This is a genomic window from Spirulina subsalsa CS-330 (assembly GCF_028330765.1).
GTDB lineage: Bacteria > Cyanobacteriota > Cyanobacteriia > Cyanobacteriales > Spirulinaceae > Spirulina > Spirulina subsalsa_A.
In genome coordinates, this window is record NZ_JAQMTY010000074.1 from 36,237 (window position 1) to 58,904 (window position 22,668).

Consider the following 22,668-nt stretch of genomic DNA (forward strand, 5'->3'; position numbering starts at 1 on the left):
TGAGCCAGAAGCTCGCACTTTTTCGCAATTCGCCATATCAGCGGCCTTGCCGATTTGCTGACCCCAGGGGGAGGAGGGAACGTAAGGGGAAACTGAGGGGATCGGTGAGTTTTTGGGTGGTTTGGGTGAGGAGGAGGGTGAAGTATTGGCGCAGTCGTTTGGCTTGGATGGGGTTGAGGCAGTAGCCATTGCCATCGGGAGCGAGATCGAACAGGGGGGCAGCGGCGATCGCTTGATATTCGAGGCTGGCGTGACTGGTTTCGACAATCCAGGGGTCAGCGGGGGTGGGCATGAAACCGGGGGGAAATTGATTTTCTAGGAGGGCTTGTAGCCGTTGTTCCGGGTGGGCGGAGGAACTGCGATCGGCGGTGAGGTTAACGCCGCGCCGTTGGAGAGCTTGGCTGAGGGCTTTGAGGGTCATGGGTTGGCGGGGGTTGAGGCGGAGGAGTTCCGCGAGGAGAAACAGATCATCGTATTGGTGGCGAAAGCGATCGCACCAAACCGGATGACGCGCTAACTGGGCCGCACCGCTCGCCAGTTCCCCCGTCACAGCTTGGAGTTGAGCGTTGGGAAATTTCCAGGCTAATTGGGCTTGGAGTTCGGGCATACCGTAGTGACAGAGGGGGCCGTGCCAGAGGAGGCGGGTGATTTGTGTCGTTGTCACACCCGCTGTGCTGAGGACATCGTTGAGGGTGGTGTTGAGGGTATCAAACCAGGGGGTGAGGATTTTGGCCTGGAGATCGGCGCGGCTGACCGTCCAGGGTTGATCGCCGAGGTGGGTGGTGAAGGTGGGTTGATGGCAGAGGAGTTGCGCGACGCGGGTGGCTACGGTCATGACCATTGCACCCATGGCGTGGCGTTGGAGGGCGGCCGCAGCGCGATCGCGCCGTTGTCGGTCAGGATATCCCGGCCAGGGCATATCCCAGGTCATGGTGGCGAGAAAGTCATGGGCGGGGAGCCATTGGGGATAGAGAAGTTGGTAGAAAATATCAGCGTAAATGTCTTGGTAACCGTAGGGGCAGGTGTCTTGGATCAGGGGGCCTTGGGGGAGGGCGATCGCCACATCGGTGCTCGTGCCCTGGCTAGTGATGATCAGGGTGGGCGTGGCGGGGGGCAGTTCCGACCGCAGGGCCACCGCCGTCGGGGCTGAGGTGAAAAAGATTTGTTCAGGATGTTGCACCAACCCCGCCCCCACCACGGCCTCGCGCCAATTAAACCGAGCCGCATCCCCCCAGGCGAGGGGCTGGGTAATCACCACCCCGGCGAGGTTGTGCATCGCTTGTAAAAATTGGTTGGGGGGGAGTCCGGCGGCGGCAAGGGGCGATCGCACCGTCTGCGGCAGCAATTGCCGTAACACCTGCTGCAACGCCCGCTGCAACCAATGGAGCGGCATCTGTTTCCCCCCCGTCACATACACCTTCGGCAACCATTGCCGCTGTTTGCGGCTATAAAACGGCATCGCCCGTTGGAGATAGGTGTGAAACTGTTCCAGGTAGAGGTGTTGCGTTGGGGGAGTTGTCGCAGTTACCTCTCGCCCCACCCGCAAAATCAATTGCGCACCCTCTTCAGCCGTGGTCTTCGTGAAAAACTGCGCACACAACGGCAAATGGGTTTGAGTTTCGCCCTCCTCCTGCCACCGGAACGGATGGGAGGTCTGTCCCGGCTGCCACAATGCGGCAGTTAAGCCCTGCGCATCGATCGCAAGCCCCAAATACCAGGTTCCTATGCCCGCTAAGGGAGGGCGTTCACTGTTGTTCATCCCGACGATGTCTTGGAATTTGATGCAGGCTGGCCATTAGCCGGTTTCCACGGATCAACAAAATCATCCCCACTGTCTAACTCTAAGTCCTCCACCCAAATAATATCTTCTAAGGATTTGAGCACATCCTGTTGGGGAATGGTGGCGAGTTCGGCGGTGGAGTCGTCTAGACTCGTGACGGGTTGCCGGTTTGGTTCTAGCGCATCCTGGGTAGGGGGCGCAGGGCGGGCAATGGGTTGCAGCCGCACGACGGGAGATGTACCCGGTTCGGCATCGGGTGCAGTTGATGCGGTTGGCGGTTCTGTTGCTTCTGCTTCAGGATCGGGAGCATCTGTGACGGATTCCGCTTCATTAACGGGTGTAGAACTGGGTTCGGGTTCTGCTTCAGGATCAGGATATCCTGTGACGGATTCCGCTTCACTCACAGGATCGGCACTGGGTTCGGATTCTGCTTCAGAATTAGCACCACTGGCCGGTGATGCTGCTGGGGCGGGGGTCTCGCGCACCACAAACGGGTCGAGTTCGGGGGAATCGTCGATCATTAAATCCGTGAGAGAAGCGATCGCGTCAATCCCCAAATCATCCAAGATCGGGGCGGCGGCTTCTGGCTCGTCCGGTGCTTCAGGGGTAACGGGGATTTCTGCCGCTCCAGGGAGGGGGGCTGGGTCATCCACTGCCCCAACGGTTTCAGGCGGTTCCGGTGCTGGTATCGCCTCGGTTGGGGTGGAGGGCGGTTCCAGTGCTGGCGATGGCGGTTCTACGGTCACAGCCGCAGCGGTAGGCGTTACCGTCGTCGCCTCAGGCTGGTCACCCGCTTCAAACCGCATCAGATCATCGCTCAACTGCTGCAAGGTTTCCGGCGAAAGTGCCTCTTCAATATCCTTACGGTTTTGGGTGCTGATTTCGGCGGTTTCTAAGAGGGTTTCCCCTGGGGTGATGTGATGGCCGATTTCTGGTTCGTTCTCGTCGGGGGGGGTATGGGCAATCTGATCGGAGACTTGCGCGAGGAGGTCATTGAGGGAGGCGATCGTATCTTCGAGGGTGGGAATCGCAGCGGTTTCTGCTAAGGGGGCTTCGAGATGAAGGGGGTCAGTTTCAACGGGGGCGTAGTCTTCAAAAAGAATAGTTTCCACCGTAGCCGCGATCGCCTCTGGATCAACCGGCAGCCAGAGCGACGCTTCCGGGGTCTCTGTGGCCGGATCATGCAAGCCGCCAAACAGTTCCGCATCCGCCAGCGGCACAGGGAGCAGATCCGCATCCGGCTCGGTTGCCGAAGGGGTGATCAGTTCCTGTTCTGACACCGTCAGCACCACGGGCGGGGCCGTGGCGGCCGTGGGCGAGGTGGCGAACTGATCGGAGTTAAAGAGGTGCTCGTCCCAATCTTCCCAATCGGTATCCGGGGGCGTGGCTGCCTGGGGCGATCGCACCGGGGTCGGGTCAGTGGGGAGGGGAATCGCCTGCACATTGGGCGCGGGGGAGGGCAAGGCAGGATCAGAACAATCCTCAAACAACAGCGCGATCGCATTCCGTTCCGGCCCGTCCACCCCAGGGAACGGCGGGAGGGTTGCGCCATGGGTGAGTTGGAGCGGCGGTTGACCGGGGGCGGGAGTGGGAGCCGGGTCAAGTTGGAGGGGCTGGGGCAAACTGTAGGTCAGTTCTGGGTTGTGGTGTTGGTGGAACAGGGCTTCACTATATTGCCCCAGGGCGTGGATGTTTTCGATGCCTTGGAGAAGCGATTTTTGATAGCCTTTAAGATCTTGTTCCAGGCTGCTAAACACCTGTTGAAAGGTGCTGTCCAGGCTGCGGAACAGTTGATCCGATTGACCCTGGAGCGATCGCAACTGCTCCAACCATTCCAACTGCTGCATCGGAGCCGCCGCCTCCCCTGACCCCGGCAACGCCTGAACAACCTGACCCTGCCACCGATCCAACGCCTGGGCCAACTCCTGGCGCAGCCCATCACTACAACGGTTCAGGAGCGCATTGAGAAAATCCGTGGTGAGTTGGCGTTGGTGAGTCTCCAGGTGGCGAATCTCTTGCACCAAGGATTCCCGCTGCTGGCGCAAGGTTTCCAATTCCAATTGCAGCGGTTGGAACCATTGCGATCGCTGAATATTCATCTGAGCGATCACCGATTGAGCGATCGCATCCGCCGTCGTCTGATCCTGCGGCGGGAGCGGCGGATTTGCCAACGGTGTCACCTCCACCGTTCGCCCCCAATCCCCCAAAATCCAGCGAATTTTTTCCAAAAGATCCCGCTGGGTCACGGCTGCCGCCCCTGCCCCCGTCGATGCCGCCTCCGTTACAGTCAGCACATCGTCAATCTCAGCAATCAGAGCTTGGATTTCGCGTTGGGAAATGGTCACGGTCAGCCCCTCAATTCCGTCAGTGCAACGGGTCGCCTTCCATGCTACCCTTTCCTCATACTAATACAGCTACATTGCCACAAAAATAGCCAGAATCATCCCCGTTTCCCACACAAGACACTGAACTTGTGTGGTCTTTGGCTAGAATCGAGTATCATTGCCCTGCCGAACCGACATTTAGACCTTCCCCTTGCCTCATGGATGATCGATTCAATCCCCGCGAACAAGATGCCGACATTACAACGCTGATCAAAACAGTGCCGTTTTTTGCGGGTCTCCCAGAGGATGCCTTAAGTAAAGCCACCTGTCATGTAGTCACACGCACTCACCCCTCCAACCAAGTCATCCTGCTCGAAAATGACTGGGGCGGTTCGGTCTATTTCATCGTTGATGGCTGGGTCAAAATCAGAACCTACAACCTCGACGGCAAAGAAGTCACCCTCAACATCATCGGCAAAGGAGAACTCTTCGGAGAAATGGCCGCCCTCGAAGAAGTACCCCGTTCCACCGATGTGATCACCCTCACCTCCACCACGATCAGCAGCGTTCCCGCTCAAGATTTTGTTGACCTCATCCAATCAGAACCCATGGCCGGGGTAAGACTCGCCCAATTAATGGCCACCCGCCTCCGCCAAGTCAACCGCCGCCTCCGTCTCCGGGAAGCGGATAGTGTGTCACGGGTGGCGGACACGATCCTGTTTTTAGCCGAAGGTCAAGGCCAAGAGAATAAAGAAGGCCTCGCGATTCCCAACCTACCCCACCGTGAACTGAGCAGCCTCAGCGGTTTAGCGCGGGAAACCGTCACCCGTGTATTAACAAAACTAGAGAAGAAAAACCTAATCCGCCGGGAACATGATTTGCTAATTATCCCTAACCTGTCGGCATTAGAACGGACGATCAATTAGCTCGTGCTGAGCAGTACATCGCGCTGCTGAGGGAACGTTTTGAGATTGGCTATCCTAGGGGATATATTTCACGCCCTGAGGATTTGTCCATGAGTTTGACGGGATTGGCTCTGACCACGTTGGCAAAGGAAACGCTTTTGCCCATTGCGCAAGCTGTTTTAGAAGAGGTTGCAAAAAGCGAATTAGGGCAAGCGGCGACGGGTCGCTTAGAGCAGGTTAAACGTTCAGTTTCAGATCAAGTTGATTCGCTATCGCTGCACCTGACGCGGGCAATTGAGCAATACACCGCAAAATATGAAAAACGGCATTGTCTGCTCAAGGTTTTGGGTATGCGCGAGCCGATGCGCTTGGATGATGTGTATACCAATGTACGGTTTTTGAATGAGTCTACAATCCGGACTTTTGCTTCAACGGATGCGCTGGAATCGGCATTTCGGGCAAGGGGATCGCGACGGTTTCAGAATGAAGATTGTGAAACGAGGGTAGGGGTTGAGGTTGCCAGTGAAACGCAATATTTGATGGTGTTGGGGCAACCCGGAGCCGGGAAATCGACGTTTCTACGACGGATGGGGTTAGAAGCGTTTAAGGGTCAGAAAGGAGAACTCAAGCAGGCGTGTATTCCGGTCTTTTTGGAATTGAAACGCTTTGACAGTGCAGAGATTGATATTCAGGAGCAGATCACGGCGGAGTTTGATACCTGTGGTTTTCCGAAGTCTGAGCAATTTGTCACGAAAGCTCTGGAGCAGGGAAAATTATTAATTCTGTTTGATGGGTTGGATGAAGTGCCGGGGCAATATGTCAACGGAATCATTGATAAAATTCAAGATTTTGTAGACCGCCACGATCAAAATCGCTTCATTGCCAGTTGTCGAACGGCGGCCTATCGTTCTGGGTTCCGGCGGTTTAAAGATGTCATCATGGCAGATTTTGACGATGCGCAGATTAAAAAATTTATCCAGAACTGGTTTCGAGGCGAAGTCGATCAAACTGCAAACACTGCGGAATACTGTTGGGAGCTATTGCGAAGCAAAGGTCAAGAAGGAGCACAAGAACTTGCTCAAACTCCACTGCTCTTAACATTTTTGTGTTTGGTGTATGACCGCTCTCAAAGTTTTTCGAGTAATCGTAGTGCATTGTATGGCAAAGCTATGCGAATTTTGCTGGAAGAATGGGCAGCAGAAAAACGAATTAATCATGGATCAATTTATGACGGACTACATACAGATCTAGAAGAATTATTATTGTCGGAAATTGCCTACAAAAATTTTATTGAAGATCGTCTTTTTTTTGAAAAAGATGACTTGGTAAATCAAATTCGTGTATTTCTGGCAGGCAATTTAAATGCATCAAGGCATCTCAATGGAGAGCAGATTTTAGATGCCATCTCTATTCAGCAAGGAATTCTTGTTGAACGAGCAGAGAATATTTATTCATTTTCACACTTAACTTTACAAGAATATCTGACGGCTCAATATGTTGTAGATGATAGTTGTATCAATTTAACTGTCGAGCAATATTTGCTTGATAAAAAATGGAGAGAGGTATTTCTTCTGATTGCCAGCTCGATGGGAGGAAAGGGTGCAGATCGATTTTTAAGAAAAATCATTGAGACAATTGAAAAGCTTTTAGAAAAAACCATCTATCATGAGCGGCTAATTCCAATTTTGTTGTGGTCAGATACAGAAACTCAAATTACAGAAGGAACATTATCATTATTTGAACGACGCTCTATTGCTAACGCCTACGTCTATACTTACACTTATGCAAATGCTATTATCGAAACTGAATTTATTGCCGAGCCTGACAATATAACTGAGACTGAATTCTATTCTGAAATTATCAGAAAATTTATTCAGTATTATCAAGATCTAATAGAAAAAGAGCCTGTTTTTATGAGCCTCGATATTTTCACTTTGCTCGAAAAATTAAATATTTTAAAACAAAGGGTTTCTAATAAGGAATTCATAGATTCAAAACCCTCACAATCTCTTGCTCGTACACTTATTCAAACAATCTTGAATGCTCACCATCTTCCCAGAGAATTCATTGAACTAACTAAAGAAGAGGTGAAGATAATCATTGATTATTACTACGCAACCTATCTGCTGATTCAATGCAAAGAAACGGCTGTGCGGGTCTCCCCGGCAGCCTGGGCAGCCATTGAAGAGCGGATGTTGCGGGTTCCGGCGGCGCTTCGTCCTGATGCAGATTGAGCATCATACTAGTGCAGCGTCAATGCCAAGAATTAGGATGTTTGTAGGGTGCTGTTAGCGAAGCGTAACGCACCGTCACGTTGAGTGTTGGACATTCAAGACAATCCGAATATTAAGTCTTGACGCTGCACTAGTGTCACGGCACACTTGAATCGGTGGGTTACGGCGGATTGCTGAATTGCAGTGATAGCGGGAGTTTAATCCGCCTAACCCACCCTACGATCAAGCCACAATAAAGGCTATTTTAGCTATGTTATGTGTAGTGGGGGTTGCGGTGGCTTAGATTGCATCTTTGATGATTATGTGATGATAGCCCTCAGGAGAGGGCTTTTAACGCACCATTGCGGGAATAGCAATCCTATTTGATTCATGAACAGGCAAGGGGCTTAAGCCCCTTGTTGATGAGGAGATGAGATCTCCGATTGATTTAGGATCGCTATAGATAAGGGGTTTAGTCTTCGCCGTAGGCAGATTCGACTACTTTGCCGCGAAAGACGATGTATTGATAGGTGTTGTAGAACAACATTACCGGGATGAGGAAGCCGATGAAAATAATCATAAATACGAGGGCGCTGGGTGCGGCGGCGGCTTGATAGATGGTGATTTGGTTGGGGATGATGTAGGGGAAAATAATCAGCCCTAGACCGATGAAGGTGAGCAAAAAGATTAACACCGTCCAGATGAAGGGGGTGCGATCGTTTTTGGCGCTCAGCCCTTTTAAGAGTTGCCACACTAAGATAATTCCTACTAATGGAATGGCGGCGAAAATGTAGCTTAAGGGAGGGGAGAAGAGGCGATCGCGGATGGTGTCGTAGACGATCGGGGTGGCGATGGTGATCGTTAATGCCCCGATTAAGGTGGTGTAGGTGGCGAGTTTGGCGGTGCGGAAGTGGGTTTTTTGGAGTTCGCCTTCGGTTTTGAGGATGAGATAGGTTGAGCCAATCAGGACATAGCCTTGAATCAGGGTGAGGGCGACGAGGAGCGATCGCCAATCCAACCAGCCCCACATCGAGCCGACAAAATGCCCCGCCGCATCCACCGGAATCCCTTCAATCACGGCACCGAGGGCGAAACCTTGGCCCAAAGCGGCGAGAAAACTCCCGATCCCAAAGGCTAAATTCCAAAACACTTTCCGGCTCGAATGCTCCCGAAATTCAAAGGCCACCGCTCGAAAAATCAACCCAAAAATCATGATGAAAATGGGGATATAGAGGGCATTTAAAATCGTGCCGTAGGCGAGGGGAAACGCGCCAAACAGGGCCCCGCCCATTAAGACGAGCCAAGTTTCGTTGGCATCCCAGACATTGCCTAAGCTGGTCATTAAAATGCCCCGCCGTTCTTCGTCGGAACTGGTGAGGGAGAGAATGCCCACGCCGAGATCAAAGCCGTCGAGCATGATGTAGAGGAAGAGAAAGAGGGCCAGAATGACAAACCAAACTTGGGGTAAAAAATGTAAAAGGGCATCCATTGGGTCTTGCAGTTCCAGTATGGGGATAAGTCCTGCTCCTAGGAGGAGGAGCAGGTGAAATCAATGGGTTGATCCGGTGCGATCGCTTAGCGTCGCAGTTCCACCGCCCGCTGATCGGGGATGAATTCCGTGGGGGTGGGATCAACGGCGGGATGGGTGTCGAAATCGGGGGCGGGTAGGGTGAGGTTGGGCCCGGTGCGAATGATTCGCCGCCCGAAGTAGAGGGTCGCCAACAGTAGCAGGGTATAGACAACGCTAAAGGCGATCAGGGAGCCTAGGACGGTGCTGGGGGGGAGGTTGGTGGCCGCGTCGGCGGTGCGAATTTCGCCGTACATTGTCCAGGGTTGCCGCCCGACACAGCGCACGATCCAACCGGTTTCGACCGCAAGATAGCCCAGGGGGGCGGAAAAAAGCCAGGCCCGGAGCAGCCATTTTTGGGCGGTAATGGTGCCGGGGCTGAGTTTACCCCGCAGCCATTGCACCACACTGATGAGCATCAAACCCGCCAGGAAAAAGCCGATGCCGCTCATGATTCGGAAGGAGTAGAAGATGAGGCTGATCATTTTGGGGCGATCGCCAGCATCCCACTCGTTTAAGCCTTGGATCGTGTGGCTGAGTTCGGGTTTGAATTCGAGAATATAGCCGAGGCCTTGGGGAATGTTGAGTTCCCAGCGGTTGCGGCCGTGGTCAGGGTCGGGGATGGCGAGGACGCTCCAGGGGGCGGTGTCCCCGGCGGGGGTGGTGTCCCATTTCGCTTCGATCGCGGCCAGTTTGGTGGGTTGGCGTTCGGCTACTTGTTCGGCGCTGAGGTGGCCAACGTAGATTTGCAGGGGGGTGACGGCGATCGCGATCGTAAGGACGATTTTTAACGAGAGGCTAAAAAAAGCGGTGTGGCGATCGCGCAGCATATACCAAGCACTAATCCCGCCAATCACAAACAGCGACGTTTCCAGGGTCGCTAAAAACATATGGGCCACCGATCGCACCATAAACGGATTGAGAATGGCCTGAAAATAGTCACTGACGATAAACTTACCCGCCACCATTTCGCCCCCGGCCGGGGATTGCAGCCATGAATTGGCCACCAAAATCCAAAAGGTGGAAAGGTTCGCCCCAAACGCCACCATAATCGTGGCGAAATAGTGAATCACCGGATGGACACGCCCCCAGCCAAAGAGCATGATCCCCAAAAACCCGGCTTCGAGCATGAACGCCATCGCCCCTTCAAAGCCGAGAATACTGCCGAAAAAGTCCCCCACCGCTTCAGAAAAGGGAGCCCAGTTCGTACCAAATTGAAATTCCATCGGCAGCCCGGAGGCTACGCCAATACCAAAGTTGAGGACGTAGAGTTTTGACCAGAAACGGGCGTGATGGTAGTAGTCCAGCTTGCGGGTGCGCAGCCATAACCCTTCAATCACCACCAGATAAACGCCCATGCCCGTGGTGAGTACGGGCCAGAGCATATGAAAGATCGCCGTGAGCGCAAATTGGCTACGGGATAATGCAACGGTATTGTGAAAAAAGTCCATAGTAGTTGGGAGCAGGATGACAGAGTCTGCCGAAGCATTGGGATACGGGCCGGATGTGAACGGCAACCCGACTGGACTCTGTGGAAACATTCGGATCGGCATTCGTATCCAGCTAAACCCCAAGGGGGTAAGTATCTATGCCTACGGTAGCGCGGTGAAACGTGCGATCGCAGGGTCAGCTCTAAAAATTTTAAGATTTGCGTCCCACAGCACAATGCTGGTTTTGGCGATAGAGAGCCGGGATCGTGCGATCGCAATCTTGATGTTTAACGACTGAATCCGACGGCGTGGTTCACTAACTCACTTTACAACCAATTAGTTATATGATAGGTTAAGAAACATAAAGCACTATACCGATTCCACGGGTAAGAGCATCGTCTTGACTCTTCACCCCGCAAACAAGGATAGGTTTACCCTTGTTTGTCGGTTTTCTTCCCCAGCCGTGCAATTCAGGAGATACCCTCTGAATCGATCGGCTCACCGTTACTCGCGGAGAATTTGAATGATGAATGCTAATGTTGGTTCTCTGGATCGCTTGATCCGCTTCATGATTGCGGCAACGCTATTGTCCTTGGGCTTAATGATCTATAGCGGCTCATGGGTCGGTACTCTGTTGCTGCTTGGCAGTGCAGTGATGCTGGCTACTGCCCTGTTTGGCTTCTGTGGTCTCTATCGTCTGTTGGGCATCAATACCCAAAAATCTCACGAATAAGCCTCACCGTCTGACAAATCGACAGGCGGTTCTCAACGACCTAGATACGCGGTGCATTCATCTTTACTCTTCTGATGCACCGCCCTTGAACAACCGCTGATGATGCGATCGCACCTCATGCGGCGATCGCCGCTCCCATTTTTAATTCGCTTCACACTCAGGATTTTTAACCATGGACAATATTAATGCATTACCGGGCGACAGCCCGTCTGTTTCGCGACGACAACTGCTCAACTTTTTGACTGGTTCCGTGATTGCCGTCACCGCTGGCGCATCCCTCTATCCTGTAGCTCGCTTTTTTGTGCCCCCGTCGGAAACGGGTGACGGGGGGGCGATGTTAGCGAAAGATGTGCTGGGGCAACCGATTCCGGCCTCGCAAATTTTGGCCGAGGCTCCCGGTTCCCGCGCCTTGGTGGCGGGCTTGGCCGGCGAACCGACCTATTTAATTGTGAATGAGGATCACAGTCTTGACCGGATGGGAATTGTGGACAATTGTACCCATCTCGGTTGTACGTTCCCCTGGAATGGACGGGATCAAGAGTTTCAATGTCCCTGCCATGGGTCACGCTATGCCCCGGATGGTTCTGTGGTGCGCGGCCCGGCTCCCTTGCCTCTGAAGTTGGTGCAGGTGGCGGTACGGGATGATCAGATTTGGATTTCACCTTGGACGGAACTTGACCCGCGCACGGGTGAGGCTCCCTGGTGGGTTTAGTTTGTTCGATGCGGCAGAGCCGCTGGAGCTTCGTGCCATGGCAGAGCTATGGCACGAGTTTTGTGATTTGCAGCAAGGGGCTTCAGCCCCTTGCCTTGTTCTCTAGACTAACGTTGAACAGATTAGAGGTTTTCATGATGACTGTGACCGAAACAATGCCCAACGAAGCGATCGCATCCTTGACCCCCCGTGAATTGAGCGAGTGCGATCCGGCTCCGCTGTTGGTGGATGTGCGCAGTGCCGTGGAATTTCGCTCCGGCCATGCACCAGGGGCGCGGAATTTGAGCCTCCTTCGGATTGTGATGGGGGTAGGGTTTGGGTGGCGGTGGCTGTTGCCGGATTGGTTTAAGGTGCAGAAACGAGAGGAGGCGATCGCCCTCATTTGCCTCACCGCCCACCGTAGTCCGATCGCGGCTCAACAGTTACAGCGGGCTGGGTTTCAACAGGTGATCAACATTGCCGGGGGGATGATGTCCTGGCAAAAAGCAGGGTTGCCAACGGTGAAGGGGGCGGCAAATCCTTAATCTTATGAAGCGTTGGCCGCAAGGAGGCATCCAGTGGTCTAGGGTGAAAACGGGCGGGTCATGCACTGTAATTTTCCAGGAGACATTCAACCCTGATGCCGAATCAATCCCAATCTATCCCCACCACAAGCGATCCACCCACCACCCTAAACAGTGGTGTTGAACCGGTGCGATCGCATCCCCTCCAGCCCGACGGGGCCACCTCTCCCCCCGATGCGGCTACGGTGGCAGAACATCTGGATTGGCTCAGTTTTCACCGCCTTTGGGGGCAATTGAGCGAGGCGACCTTGGGCGCGATCGCCCAGCGCTGCGTCACGGTGATCGCAGAACCCCATCAGCCCATTTACCATGTCCACCAAACCCCGGTTGGGTTATACCTCCTCAAATGGGGATCGGTGGAACTCTATCAACCGATGCCGACGGGGCGATCGCCGATTCGGTATCATGGGGCGGGGGATTTGTTTGGGTACGTGCCGCTGTTGAGTGAGGGGGATGATCGGTATGCCACGAGTGCGATCGCCCTCAGTAAAAGCGAACTCTGGTTCATCCCCCGCGCCGACTTTGCCCACCTCTGCGCCCAATGTCCCGACCTGCAACGGCTGCTCAATACGATCCTGGCGCGAGATTTGGCGGAACTGGCCCACCATGCCGCTCAAGATCAAGCCCGATTCGCCGCCCTCCAACCCTACCTTCACCCCATCCCCCACGATCAGCCCCTCCTCGGCACCAGCAAGGCCACCCAAAAACTCCGCGAGCAATGTGCCGCCGCAGCCCAAGACCTCAAGCCCGTGATCTTTCAGGGCGCACCGGGAACCGGCAAAACCTTTTTAGCGGGGCGGATTCATGCCCAATCGGGGTTAGGGAGTCGGCCCTTTGCCGAAGTCGATTGTGTGGATCTGCCGGTGCGATCGGGGGGGGATCGGGATACCGATGGGCTGTTTGGGCGGGGGACTGCCGAGGCGGGGGTGTTGACGCTGCTCGAACGGGGGACGCTGCTGATTAGTAATGCCCAGTTATTGAGTCGGGGCGATCGCGATCAACTTCAACAGTATTTCAACAGCGGTTCTGTCCTCCCCAACCCCGACCCCCAAGCCAAGACCCCGCCCGCCCCGATCCAAACCTGGGTACGGGTGATCCTCTCTAGTCCCGTCGCCCTCGATTTTCCCCGCTTCACCGGCCACCGAATCAAACTCTTCACCCTCCCCCAACGCAAAGCCGATATTCCCGTGTTGGCCGAGCATTTCCTCGCCAAATTCTGCCAAGCCCAAAACCGTCCCCGCCTCACCCTCAACCAGGCCGATCTACGTCGTTTAATCAGTTACCACTATCCGGGCAATGTGGCGGAACTGGCGGCCATTTTGCAGCGGGCGATCGCCATGACCCCCCCGGAACAAACCCTCATCCCCGAAGAGGTGCTCTGGTCGGTGCAGTCCGATCGCAATCGCTTCCGGATTGACCTGCTCAATCAATACCCCTGGCTGCGGCGGTTTCTCCTCAGTCGGTGGTATCCCGGCGCGATCTGGGCGGTGATGATGGCGGTGTTTGTGCCGGTCACGGTGGCGGGCTTGATTGGCCCCCAAGGGCGCGGCGATAGCATCACCCTAAATCTGTTTTGGGCCTGGTGGTGGCCGGGGTATTTATTTTTCTTTGCGATCGTTGGGCGGCTTTGGTGTGCGGTCTGTCCGTTTATGATTGTCGGGGAATGGGTGCGGCGCTTCTCCCTGTGGTTATTCCCTCGGCAGCAACTCACCTGGCCGACGAAATGGCTCAACCGCTGGGGGGCGTGGTTCCTGTGGCTGGGGTTCGTGGCGATTTATCTCTGGGAAAAACTCTGGGATTTGCCCCACCAGGCTGCGTTGTCGGCGTGGCTGTTGATCATCATTACGGCGGGGGCGGTGATCTGTAGCGTGATCTATGAGCGGCGCTTGTGGTGTCGCTATCTTTGCCCGATTGGGGGAATGAATGGGATGTTTGCGAAGTTGGCGATTACGGAATTGCGATCGTCGCAGCCGGTGTGCGGCAGTGAGTGCGACACCTTTGGCTGTTATAAGGGCGGCGATGTGACCCCGGTGGACTTCGCCGATGCCCTGCCGACGGAAGGCCAGGCGACGGGGGGCTGTCCGCTCTATTCCCATCCGGCCCAGTTGCAGGATAATCGCGATTGTGTGCTTTGTATGACCTGTTTAAAAGCCTGTCCCCATCGGTCAGTGCAGTTAAATGTGCGGTTTCCGGCGACGGATTTGTTAGAGTCCCATCGGGGCTTTTGGGCAGAGGGGGCGCTGTTGTTGCTGTTGTTGGGCGGGGTGGGAATGCACCATAGCGATCGCATCCTCACCACCCTCGGTTTTCCCGGTCTGCATCTTTCCTCAGAACATCTGGCCCTATCGTTACCGATCACCCTGGCTATTCTTGCGATCCCCACGGTGGCGATCGCCCTCACCCATGCGATCGCCCGTCGCCTCGACCCCGTCCTCCCCAACACCCAAACCATCCTCTACGCCTACTTACCCCTCACCCTCGCGGCCAATCTCGCCCACTACATCCCCGCTGGCCTGATGGAAGCGGGCCAGATTTTGCCCGTCTTGGCCCGCACCTTGGGCTACAGTGGCGCGGGTTGGCCGAGCGTGACCTGGAGCAGTGATGTGGCGGCTTTCCTCCAGGGGGTGACGCTGATCTTAGGGGTCGTGTTTAGCCTTTATCCGCTCTATCGGATCAGTGGGCGATCGCACCTCAGCACCCTGCCCCATATCCTGCTGATCGTTAGTTTTACCGCTGCATATTTTTGGCTCCTGATTGTTTAAGCCGTCCTGATCCTCGTTTGGAGTTGCTCCGATGCCCATTCACCCCAACATCACCACCACGATCCGCAATACGCCCTTAGTCCGTCTCCAACGGCTGCCCCACGCCTGCGGCTGTCACGCCGATGTGATCCTTAAGCTCGAAGGCATGAACCCGGCCAAATCCGTTAAAGACCGGATCGCGGTGAGTATGATCCAGGCGGCGGAAACAGCGGGACTGATTCAACCGGGTCAATCGACGATCATCGAGGCCACCTCTGGGAATACGGGGATTGGCTTGGCCATGGTCTGCGCCGCGAAAGGCTATCGCCTGATCTTGACAATGCCGGAAAACATGAGCCACGAACGACAGCAAATCGTGCGGGCCTACGGGGCAGAGGTGCAACTCACCCCGGCTCAGGCGGATATGGAAGGCGCGATCGCCCACGCCAACGAACTCCTCGCCACGATCCCCCACAGCTTTTCCCCCCAACAATTCAGCAACCCCGCCAATCCCCAAATCCACTACACCACCACCGGCCCCGAAATTTGGCGCGACACCGAGGGCCAGATTGATATCCTCGTCGTGGGTGTGGGAACCGGGGGCACACTGACCGGGGCGGGTCGGTATCTCAAACGCCAGAATCCTCACTTGACCATCATCGCCGTGGAACCCGCTAACAGTGCCGTCCTCAGCCACAAACCCGCCGGACTGCACAACCTCCAAGGCATCGGCGCGGGCTTTATCCCCGACGTGCTCCGCACGGATTTGATTGATCAGGTTGTGACGGTGACTGAGGCGGAAGCCTATGACTGGGGGCGACGCTTGGCCCGTGAGGAGGGGATTATGAGCGGCATTTCCACGGGAGCAGCGGTGGCGGCGGGGTTGCAGTGGGGTCAACGCCCCGAAACCCAGGGCCAACGGATGGTGATTATTCAACCCAGTGCCGGGGAACGCTACCTCAGCACGCCATTGTGGGCAAATTTGGAAGCATAAACGGGTTCGCCATGGATATTACGGTGCTTATGCGATCGCAGCACCGCCTACCGGATTAAATCCGAAAGAGGCCTTCGGGGTTGACGGAGAGGAGCGATCGCTGTTGTCCCCCCTCGCGCCGCAACACTAACGGAAGGTTGAGACGGGGGGCGATCCTGAGTATCCCTCTTCACTACAATGGAAATATTGCGTTTCCTCGTCACCATGCGCCACTGTCTGAATCCCGCCTGTTGTCAGCCGAACCCCGACGGTTCCCAGTTTTGCCAGAAATGCGGAAATCCGTTGCTATTGCGGGGGCGGTATTGGGCCAAGGAGGTGATTGGTAAAGGGGGGTTTGGGCGGACGTTTTTGGCAGTGGATGAGGATAAGCCCTCGAAACCCTTTTGTGTGATTAAGCAATTTTTACCCGAAGATCCTAAGTCCCTGACCAAGGGGATGGAACTGTTTGAGCAAGAGGCGCAGCAATTGGAAATTCTGGGTAAGCATCCCCAAATTCCGGAGTTATTTGCGTATTTCATTGAAAATAATCAGTCCTATTTGATTCAGGAGTTTATCAATGGGATCACGCTCACGAAAGAACTGGCAGATGATGGGGTATTTTCAGAGCAACAGATTCGGGCGTTATTGGCAGACTTGCTGAATATTCTGGAATTTGTTCATGGTAAAAATGTGATTCACCGGGATATCAAACCGGATAATATTATTCGTCGTCAGGCTGATCAAAAATTAGTCTTGGTGGATTTTGGGGCGGCGAAGGTATTGCAGCAGGTACAGCGCACCGTGACAGGGACACAAATCGGTTCGGCGGAATATTGCGCCCCAGAGCAAGGGATGGGAAAAGCGCGATTTAATAGTGATCTCTACAGTTTAGGGGTGACTTGTTTACATTTATTAACGCAGGTGAGTCCGTTTGATTTATATGCCGTCCATGATGGGGAATGGGTTTGGCGAGATTATTTGAATGGCAATCGGGTTAGTGATGATTTGGGCAAAATTTTAGATCGACTGGTTGAGACCGCTTCAAAAAAGCGTTATCAATCGACAGCGGAGGTTTTAGCAGATCTTCAGCCTAAACCGTCCTCTTCTACACAACCATCATCTACCCCTGGACTATTCTCTTTGACACAATCCTTGTTTACTGCTCAATCTCCCGTATTTCAACCTTCTAAACAAGTACCTTCTATCTCTTACTCTCCTGCACCTATCTCAACAAAAAATATTCAAATCTACCAGTACGAGATCATCACGGTGAATGAGCAGGGGGGAATTGCCCAACGGCAAAAGGGACAAAATCAGGGTTATGTGGAAAATACCAAGGGGTTAAACCTAGAAATGGTGGTGATTCCGGCGGGGGAATTTATAATGGGCGCACCGCAAAATGAAGCAGAGCGATTAGATACGGAAGGCCCCCAACATCGGGTGATTGTGCCGGAATTTGCCATGGGTCGCACCGCGATTACCCAGGCACAATGGCAAATTGTCGCCCAACTGCCCCAAGTGGTGCGCTCGCTAACCCCTGATCCCGCTAAGTTCAAAGGCATAAACAATCCTGTGGAAACGGTAAGTTGGGAAGACGGTATCGAGTTCTGTCTAAGGTTAAGCCAAGCCAGTGGCAAGCTCTACCGTCTCCCCAGTGAGGCGGAATGGGAATATGCCTGTCGAGCGGGAACAACGACCCCGTTTCACTTCGGCCCCACCCTCTCCCCCCAAGTCGCCAACTATGACGGCAACTACACCTATGGCCAGGGGAAGAAAGGGGAATATCGCAGGAAAACGATTCCGGTGGGGAGTTTAAACGCCCCCAATGCTTGGGGACTCCATGATATGCACGGGAATGTGTACGAGTGGTGTTTAGATGATTGGCACGGAAGTTATCAGGATGCGCCAACAGATGGAAGGGCATGGATAGACAATGATAATCATTCTCAAAATGATAGAGAGTGGTTAAAAGGGTTATTGAACAATAAATCAACATCAAACAAGCTGCTGCGTGGTGGTTGCTGGTACGACTCCCCGAAGAGCTGCCGTTCTGCCAATCGCGTCAGCAACGCCCGCGACAGCAAGTACGACTGCATCGGTTTTCGTGTTGTCGCCCCCAGAACTCTTTGACCCTCTACCCTTTTTCCCTCTTTCCCTCTTCCTGGCGCGAAGCGCCTTTTTTTATTTTTGAGGATTCAGAAACCGGGTTTTTCTCAAAATGTCCGCCAAAAACAAGAGGCAATCAACAACCCGGTTTTTGGTGGGCTGGGGAAAATCGGGTTATACTATCGCTGAATTGATGAGTCGCGATCGCCACTCTGCCACCCGGTAAAATCTTCCCTATGTTAATCACCAAACCTCGGTTTAATACCTTTGAAGAATACCTAGAATATGAGGATGATTCTGAGCAACTTTATGAACTGTTCAATGGAGAACTGATTGCAATGCCGCCAGAATCTGGCTTCAATGTCCAAATTGCAACCCGCCTCCTCTTTATCTTCGCCTCCCTTCTGGGTACAGATCGCGTCCGAGGCCAGGGACTTGAATTAGAAGTACGTGGCGAACCAAGAAACCGCTATCCTGATTTGACCATTATTCGCGAAGAACATATTCAACAACTCACCCGCCGCAATACCCTCCGCCTCGATATGCTCCCCCCTGTTTTGGTCGTTGAAGTTGTTAGCCCCGGAGACATTCAACGCCATCGCGATTATATTGCCAAAAGACAACAATATCAGGATTGTGGCATTCCTGAATATTGGATTGTTGATCCTCAAACCCAAAGGATTTTGATTCTAGAATTGCAGAATAGTTTCTATCAAGAAGTCGGCACATTTAGCCAAAATGACCGCCTCCCATCTCCCAACTTTCCAGAATTCAATTTAACCGCTGCTGAAGTTTTGGGGCATCCGTTCCCATAATCGCCAACAACGCTCACACCACGCCGGGAGAAGAAACCGGGTTTCTGTGAGGTTGCAGCGGGAAAACGAGGTAATGCCAGAAACCGGGTTTCTGGCTTCTTTAATATTTCCAAGTCTACGGCGCTTAACCCCCTCAATTCCTCGCGATACCATAGGGGAGAGAGCAAAACTGGTGAGGTATGGAGGTTGATGATGGTTGCACAGATTCAAGCGTCTCGGATGACGGTGGCGGAATATCTCGCGTGGGAGGCCGAGCAACCGATTAAGCATGAGTATATGGATGGGGAAGTTTACGCCATGGCCGGATCAACGTTGCCCCATAATGACATTGCATTAAATGTGTATAGTGTCTTACGATCGCATCTGCGGGGCAAGGGTTGCCGCGTGAATGTGTCCGACGTGAAGGTACGCCTGTCTGAACAGGGGCCGTATTTTTATCCGGATGTGGTGGTGAGTTGTGATCAGCGCGATCGCACCGCAATCGACGCAATTCTTTACCCTCAATTAATTATCGAAGTGCTCTCCCCCAGTACCGGAACCTTCGACTATGGGCGCAAATTTCAGTATTATCGCCAGATTCCCACCCTTGAAGAATATGTCTTAATGGATGCCACCCAAATTAGATGCGATCGCTACACCAAAAACACGGCGAACAAGTGGGAGTTAACCTCATATCCTGACGATGGGGAAGATGTCGAACATTGCCAAGTCGAATTCAGTAGCCTAGGGTTTTCCTGTGCGTTGGGGTTGATTTATGAAGAAGTGGAATTGAGCGGCGTGAGTTCCGCTGGATGAGGACACTAAATCCGAAAGAGGCCTTCGGGGTTGACGGAGAGGAGCGATCGCTGTTGTACTCCTTCGCGGTGCAGTACCCCATTGGCGGCTAAGAGGCCACTGGTGATCGCCCGTTCCATCAGGCCGCAGGGGAACGGCATTTTGACCCAATCCCCGGCGAGCATTAGGTTTTGGATCGGGGTTTCGGTGCTGGGGCGGGAGTCGTAGCTGTTGGGGGGATAGCCGGAAAAGTTCTTTTGGTTGACGAGTTCGCGGTGTAACACCGTTGCGCCTTGGAGGGCGGGGACGATTTCATACAGTTCGCGCTCGAAGGTGTCGAGGAGGTCTTGTTGGGTGGGGAATTGGTCTTCTTTGTAACAGTAGGCGTGGAGTTCGATCACGCTGTTGCCGGTGCGCTCTGACCAGTCGATGAACTGGGTTTGGATGCGGTGGTAGAGGGTGATGCTGTCGGTGAGGTCGTAGCCGGATAGGGAGGTGAAGTTGCTGTGTTCCCAATCGAAATCCCGATCGAGCCAGAAGCGACCGACGGCGAAAGGGTCAGCTACGGCGAGAGTTTGCACCTGATCGCGCAATGTCGGATCAACATCTCCCGCCATCACATCGAAGAGATGCCGCGCACCGGGGACATCGGTGGCGAGGACGTAGTAGTCGGCGGTGAGGGTGGTGGTGGGGCTGGGGGTGGGATTTGTGGCGATTAGTTGGGCGCGATCGCCCTCTTTTGCTGCAATCTGCAACGGGGTTAAATCCTGCTGGGCGGGGCCGCGCATCACTTTCCCCTGGGCATCGTATTTCGCGCCGTGGCAGGGACAGAGGAAGGAGCCATCGGCTTGGGGTTGGACGGTGCAGCCTTGGTGGGTGCAGGTGAGGGAGAGGGCTGTTTTCGCACTGGTGGCGAGATAGACGCGATCGCCCGCCCCGTAAAATTCCCCCTCGGTTAAACGCGGATTCCGTTCCACCCAAAACGGCACATTCGGCTCACTCTGGCCCGTTTGATAGGTGAGGGTTTGGATGCGATCATTGGCACAGTCCCAACTCTGCACCGTTGCTTCTGGGATCACTTGGCCGCCATTGGCCTTGATCGCCGCCACCATCGGCTGCACCAAACTCGTCCCCATATCATCCACCGTGCCATTGAACGCCAACCCCTCCGGATTGCCGAAAAAGTAGAAGTGGAAAAACTGCAACAATTCCCCCGTGCTCAGTTGATCCGGGGCGTTCAAACTGGATTTAGCAAAGGGCAAAAAGTAGAGATCATACAGGCCACGGGGAAAATCTGCCGCCGCCCATTCCGACACCGGGATCGCGTCGAAATTTTGAAAGGTGCGCGGAATCCGAAAGCCGGTAATGGCGTGAAAGACCTGTAAATGTTTCCAATGGGTGAGGTTAATCCCCCAGCGGAGGCGGTTCGGGGATGCGATCGCCAGGTCAACAATATTCCAGGGAAAGGCCGAATGGCTGGGGCGGAAGACTTCGGGCTGATAGTGGCCGTCGCGAAAGACGAGGGAATAGTAATCGAGGGATTTGAAATGATCCTCGATGCTGAGTTCTGCAACGATGCTTTTGAGGTTGTAATACTGAGGGAAAAAGCCGTGAAAGCCGTGCTCCATGCGGAAGGTGTCGTCACCCACTTGGATCTCCCAACTGGCGATTTTGCCGCCGAGGTTGGGGGATTTTTCCAGCAGGGTGACGGCAAAACCGCGCTGGCTCAGTTCGTAGGCACAGGCCAAGCCCGCCAACCCTGCCCCAATGACGCAGACCGATTTGCGATCGCTCACTCGTGTCGGCAAATCCAAGCGATCGGGCTGATGCAGCGTGGGTTGGGGTTTAATCAGGCGGGAATAGCCAATTCCAGCGGCGATCGCCCCTAGTCCTGCCGCCTTAAGTACCGTGCGCCGTGACAAATTGAGCGGGGTTGAAGGGACTTCACTCATAAATTAAACGTTACAAAACTCAACAATATTAAAAACACTTTCATCAGTGTACGCAATTTTCTCAGGGTGGGTTATCCAAGCTCCACGCCGCCAAGGAAAAATTAGGGACGGACTATGATGGAAAATAGGGCGACTGCTCGTCTTGTCGTTGTCAAGTGTCTCTAAAGAGGATGTCTGAAAAGTCGGATTGCAAGAACAGAACGTGATCCTCACTCACCGGAACCAAAGGGCTTAAGCCCCTTGCCCCTCCGCAGTGCCATTGAAGATCTCGATCAAAATGACACTTTTCAAGCAGCCTCTCAGCCTGTAAAGCCACTGAAGTAATGATTAAGCCGCAACGATTAGCCTGTGGATGTCTTTGGTTGACAGCCTTAGGTCTTGGACTGTTTCCGAGGGGGGCCCTGAGCCAACCTAACCCGATTCGGGTCGGTGTATACCAAAATCATCCGAAGATTTTTGTGAATCAGTCTGGCCAGGCGGCGGGCTTTTGGGTGGATCTCATGGATGAGATTGCCGCTGCTGAAGATTGGACGGTGGAGTATATTCCCTGCGAGTGGGAAGTCTGTTTAACAAACCTAGAACAGGGCAGACTTGATTTGATGCCGGATGTGGCCCATACTCCAGAGCGCGATCGCCGCTTTAACTTCAACCAAGAATTGGTGCTTGCCAGTTGGTCTGTGGTCTATCGTCATCCTAGGGTTCCTGTCCACTCCTTGCTTGATCTCGATCAAAAGCGCGTGGCCGTCCTCAAAAATAGTGTGCAAGCCGAGGCATTGTTAGAACAGGCTGAAGCGTTTGATATTCAGCCCCACATCGTTACGGTGGATAGTTTTGACACCGTATTTCAGCACATTCAATCGGGCAAAGTCGATGCGGGAATTACCAACCGCTTTTTTGGGACTCAAGCCGAACAGCGCTATTGGGCCAAAAAAACCAATGTTTTTATCTTAAAATGTGCAAAGAAGACTCCCACTATAAAGCGAGTCCGAGTAGAGTTACCGAAGGTAACGGCGGACGTGCCTTTTAGTGGCGAGATGAATTTGCACCAACAAACAAATCGAGCGACAGCGAGTCCTTTAA

General features: G+C 53.8%; 17 protein-coding genes. 12 read left to right on the forward strand and 5 right to left on the reverse strand.

Annotation, left to right across the window (positions count from 1 at the left end; translation table 11 throughout):
• Positions 1-37: 37 nt before the first annotated feature.
• Complete coding sequence (locus PN477_RS04965; RefSeq protein ID WP_272119454.1) at positions 38-1,759, reverse strand: acetate and sugar kinases/Hsc70/actin family protein; 1,722 nt, start codon at positions 1,757-1,759, stop codon at positions 38-40.
• A complete protein-coding gene (locus PN477_RS04970; protein ID WP_272119457.1) occupies positions 1,756-4,125 on the reverse strand; it encodes an AAA family ATPase in 2,370 nt (789 codons plus the stop codon). Before PN477_RS04970 ends, PN477_RS04965 begins: the two co-directional genes overlap by 4 nt.
• A gap of 197 nt (positions 4,126-4,322) precedes the next feature.
• On the opposite strand from PN477_RS04970, the gene PN477_RS04975 reads away from it, so the two are divergent.
• A complete protein-coding gene (locus tag PN477_RS04975; RefSeq protein WP_272119459.1) occupies positions 4,323-5,030 on the forward strand; it encodes a Crp/Fnr family transcriptional regulator in 708 nt (235 codons plus the stop codon).
• Between the two features lie 89 nt (positions 5,031-5,119).
• Positions 5,120-7,243: an NACHT domain-containing protein gene (locus PN477_RS04980; RefSeq protein WP_272119460.1), complete on the forward strand. Its 2,124-nt coding sequence runs from the start codon at positions 5,120-5,122 to the stop codon at positions 7,241-7,243.
• 451 nt (positions 7,244-7,694) lie between these two features.
• Here the strand turns inward: PN477_RS04980 and cydB are convergent, their stop codons facing one another.
• Both cydB and PN477_RS04990 read right to left on the reverse strand, forming a co-directional pair.
• A complete protein-coding gene (cydB, locus tag PN477_RS04985; RefSeq protein WP_272119462.1) occupies positions 7,695-8,711 on the reverse strand; it encodes a cytochrome d ubiquinol oxidase subunit II in 1,017 nt (338 codons plus the stop codon).
• Between the two features lie 86 nt (positions 8,712-8,797).
• Positions 8,798-10,240, reverse strand: coding sequence for a cytochrome ubiquinol oxidase subunit I (locus PN477_RS04990; RefSeq protein ID WP_272119464.1), 1,443 nt, complete (start codon positions 10,238-10,240; stop codon positions 8,798-8,800).
• A gap of 16 nt (positions 10,241-10,256) precedes the next feature.
• Between PN477_RS04990 and PN477_RS04995 the strand changes: the two genes are divergently transcribed.
• From PN477_RS04995 to PN477_RS05035, 9 genes are all read left to right on the forward strand, one after another.
• Complete coding sequence (locus PN477_RS04995; RefSeq protein WP_272119466.1) at positions 10,257-10,517, forward strand: hypothetical protein; 261 nt, start codon at positions 10,257-10,259, stop codon at positions 10,515-10,517.
• 225 nt (positions 10,518-10,742) lie between these two features.
• Positions 10,743-10,952, forward strand: coding sequence for a YgaP family membrane protein (locus PN477_RS05000; RefSeq protein ID WP_272119468.1), 210 nt, complete (start codon positions 10,743-10,745; stop codon positions 10,950-10,952).
• Between the two features lie 172 nt (positions 10,953-11,124).
• Positions 11,125-11,664, forward strand: coding sequence for a cytochrome b6-f complex iron-sulfur subunit (gene petC / locus PN477_RS05005; protein WP_272119470.1), 540 nt, complete (start codon positions 11,125-11,127; stop codon positions 11,662-11,664).
• Positions 11,665-11,798: 134 nt separating this feature from the next.
• Positions 11,799-12,188 (forward strand): rhodanese-like domain-containing protein, encoded by a 390-nt coding sequence (locus PN477_RS05010; RefSeq protein ID WP_272119472.1) that lies wholly within the window; start codon positions 11,799-11,801, stop codon positions 12,186-12,188.
• A 95-nt stretch (positions 12,189-12,283) separates the two neighbouring features.
• Positions 12,284-14,989, forward strand: a complete 2,706-nt coding sequence (locus PN477_RS05015; RefSeq protein ID WP_272119474.1) for a cyclic nucleotide-binding domain-containing protein — start codon at positions 12,284-12,286, stop codon at positions 14,987-14,989.
• A gap of 31 nt (positions 14,990-15,020) precedes the next feature.
• A complete protein-coding gene (gene cysK, locus PN477_RS05020) occupies positions 15,021-15,962 on the forward strand; it encodes a cysteine synthase A (protein ID WP_272119477.1) in 942 nt (313 codons plus the stop codon).
• Between the two features lie 204 nt (positions 15,963-16,166).
• On the forward strand, positions 16,167-18,071 hold the full coding sequence (locus tag PN477_RS05025) for a bifunctional serine/threonine-protein kinase/formylglycine-generating enzyme family protein (RefSeq protein WP_417158753.1): 1,905 nt from the start codon (positions 16,167-16,169) through the stop codon (positions 18,069-18,071).
• Positions 18,072-18,283: 212 nt separating this feature from the next.
• Positions 18,284-18,862 carry a Uma2 family endonuclease gene (locus tag PN477_RS05030; protein WP_272119481.1) on the forward strand — a complete coding sequence of 193 codons (579 nt, stop codon included), beginning with the start codon at positions 18,284-18,286 and terminating at the stop codon, positions 18,860-18,862.
• Between the two features lie 189 nt (positions 18,863-19,051).
• A complete protein-coding gene (locus tag PN477_RS05035; RefSeq protein WP_272119482.1) occupies positions 19,052-19,657 on the forward strand; it encodes a Uma2 family endonuclease in 606 nt (201 codons plus the stop codon).
• 5 nt (positions 19,658-19,662) lie between these two features.
• On the opposite strand, the gene PN477_RS05040 is transcribed toward PN477_RS05035, so the two are convergent.
• Positions 19,663-21,588, reverse strand: a complete 1,926-nt coding sequence (locus tag PN477_RS05040; RefSeq protein ID WP_272119484.1) for an FAD-dependent oxidoreductase — start codon at positions 21,586-21,588, stop codon at positions 19,663-19,665.
• A 362-nt stretch (positions 21,589-21,950) separates the two neighbouring features.
• Here PN477_RS05040 and PN477_RS05045 point away from each other — a divergent pair.
• Positions 21,951-22,668: transporter substrate-binding domain-containing protein (locus PN477_RS05045; RefSeq protein ID WP_272147041.1), on the forward strand; the 718-nt coding region annotated here is incomplete at its 3' end.

What these genes read in the sequence shown, in the direction of transcription:
- PN477_RS04965 (WP_272119454.1), bottom strand. Translation starts at nt 1,759, where the DNA reads ATGAACAACAGTGAACGCCCTCCCTTAGCGGGCATAGGAACCTGGTAT.
- PN477_RS04975 (WP_272119459.1), top strand. Translation starts at nt 4,323, where the DNA reads ATGGATGATCGATTCAATCCCCGCGAACAAGATGCCGACATTACAACG.
- PN477_RS04980 (WP_272119460.1), top strand. Translation starts at nt 5,120, where the DNA reads ATGAGTTTGACGGGATTGGCTCTGACCACGTTGGCAAAGGAAACGCTT.
- cydB (WP_272119462.1), bottom strand. Translation starts at nt 8,711, where the DNA reads ATGGATGCCCTTTTACATTTTTTACCCCAAGTTTGGTTTGTCATTCTG.
- PN477_RS04990 (WP_272119464.1), bottom strand. Translation starts at nt 10,240, where the DNA reads ATGGACTTTTTTCACAATACCGTTGCATTATCCCGTAGCCAATTTGCG.
- PN477_RS04995 (WP_272119466.1), top strand. Translation starts at nt 10,257, where the DNA reads ATGACAGAGTCTGCCGAAGCATTGGGATACGGGCCGGATGTGAACGGC.
- PN477_RS05000 (WP_272119468.1), top strand. Translation starts at nt 10,743, where the DNA reads ATGATGAATGCTAATGTTGGTTCTCTGGATCGCTTGATCCGCTTCATG.
- petC (WP_272119470.1), top strand. Translation starts at nt 11,125, where the DNA reads ATGGACAATATTAATGCATTACCGGGCGACAGCCCGTCTGTTTCGCGA.
- PN477_RS05010 (WP_272119472.1), top strand. Translation starts at nt 11,799, where the DNA reads ATGATGACTGTGACCGAAACAATGCCCAACGAAGCGATCGCATCCTTG.
- PN477_RS05015 (WP_272119474.1), top strand. Translation starts at nt 12,284, where the DNA reads ATGCCGAATCAATCCCAATCTATCCCCACCACAAGCGATCCACCCACC.
- cysK (WP_272119477.1), top strand. Translation starts at nt 15,021, where the DNA reads ATGCCCATTCACCCCAACATCACCACCACGATCCGCAATACGCCCTTA.
- PN477_RS05025 (WP_417158753.1), top strand. Translation starts at nt 16,167, where the DNA reads ATGCGCCACTGTCTGAATCCCGCCTGTTGTCAGCCGAACCCCGACGGT.
- PN477_RS05030 (WP_272119481.1), top strand. Translation starts at nt 18,284, where the DNA reads ATGTTAATCACCAAACCTCGGTTTAATACCTTTGAAGAATACCTAGAA.
- PN477_RS05035 (WP_272119482.1), top strand. Translation starts at nt 19,052, where the DNA reads ATGATGGTTGCACAGATTCAAGCGTCTCGGATGACGGTGGCGGAATAT.
- PN477_RS05040 (WP_272119484.1), bottom strand. Translation starts at nt 21,588, where the DNA reads ATGAGTGAAGTCCCTTCAACCCCGCTCAATTTGTCACGGCGCACGGTA.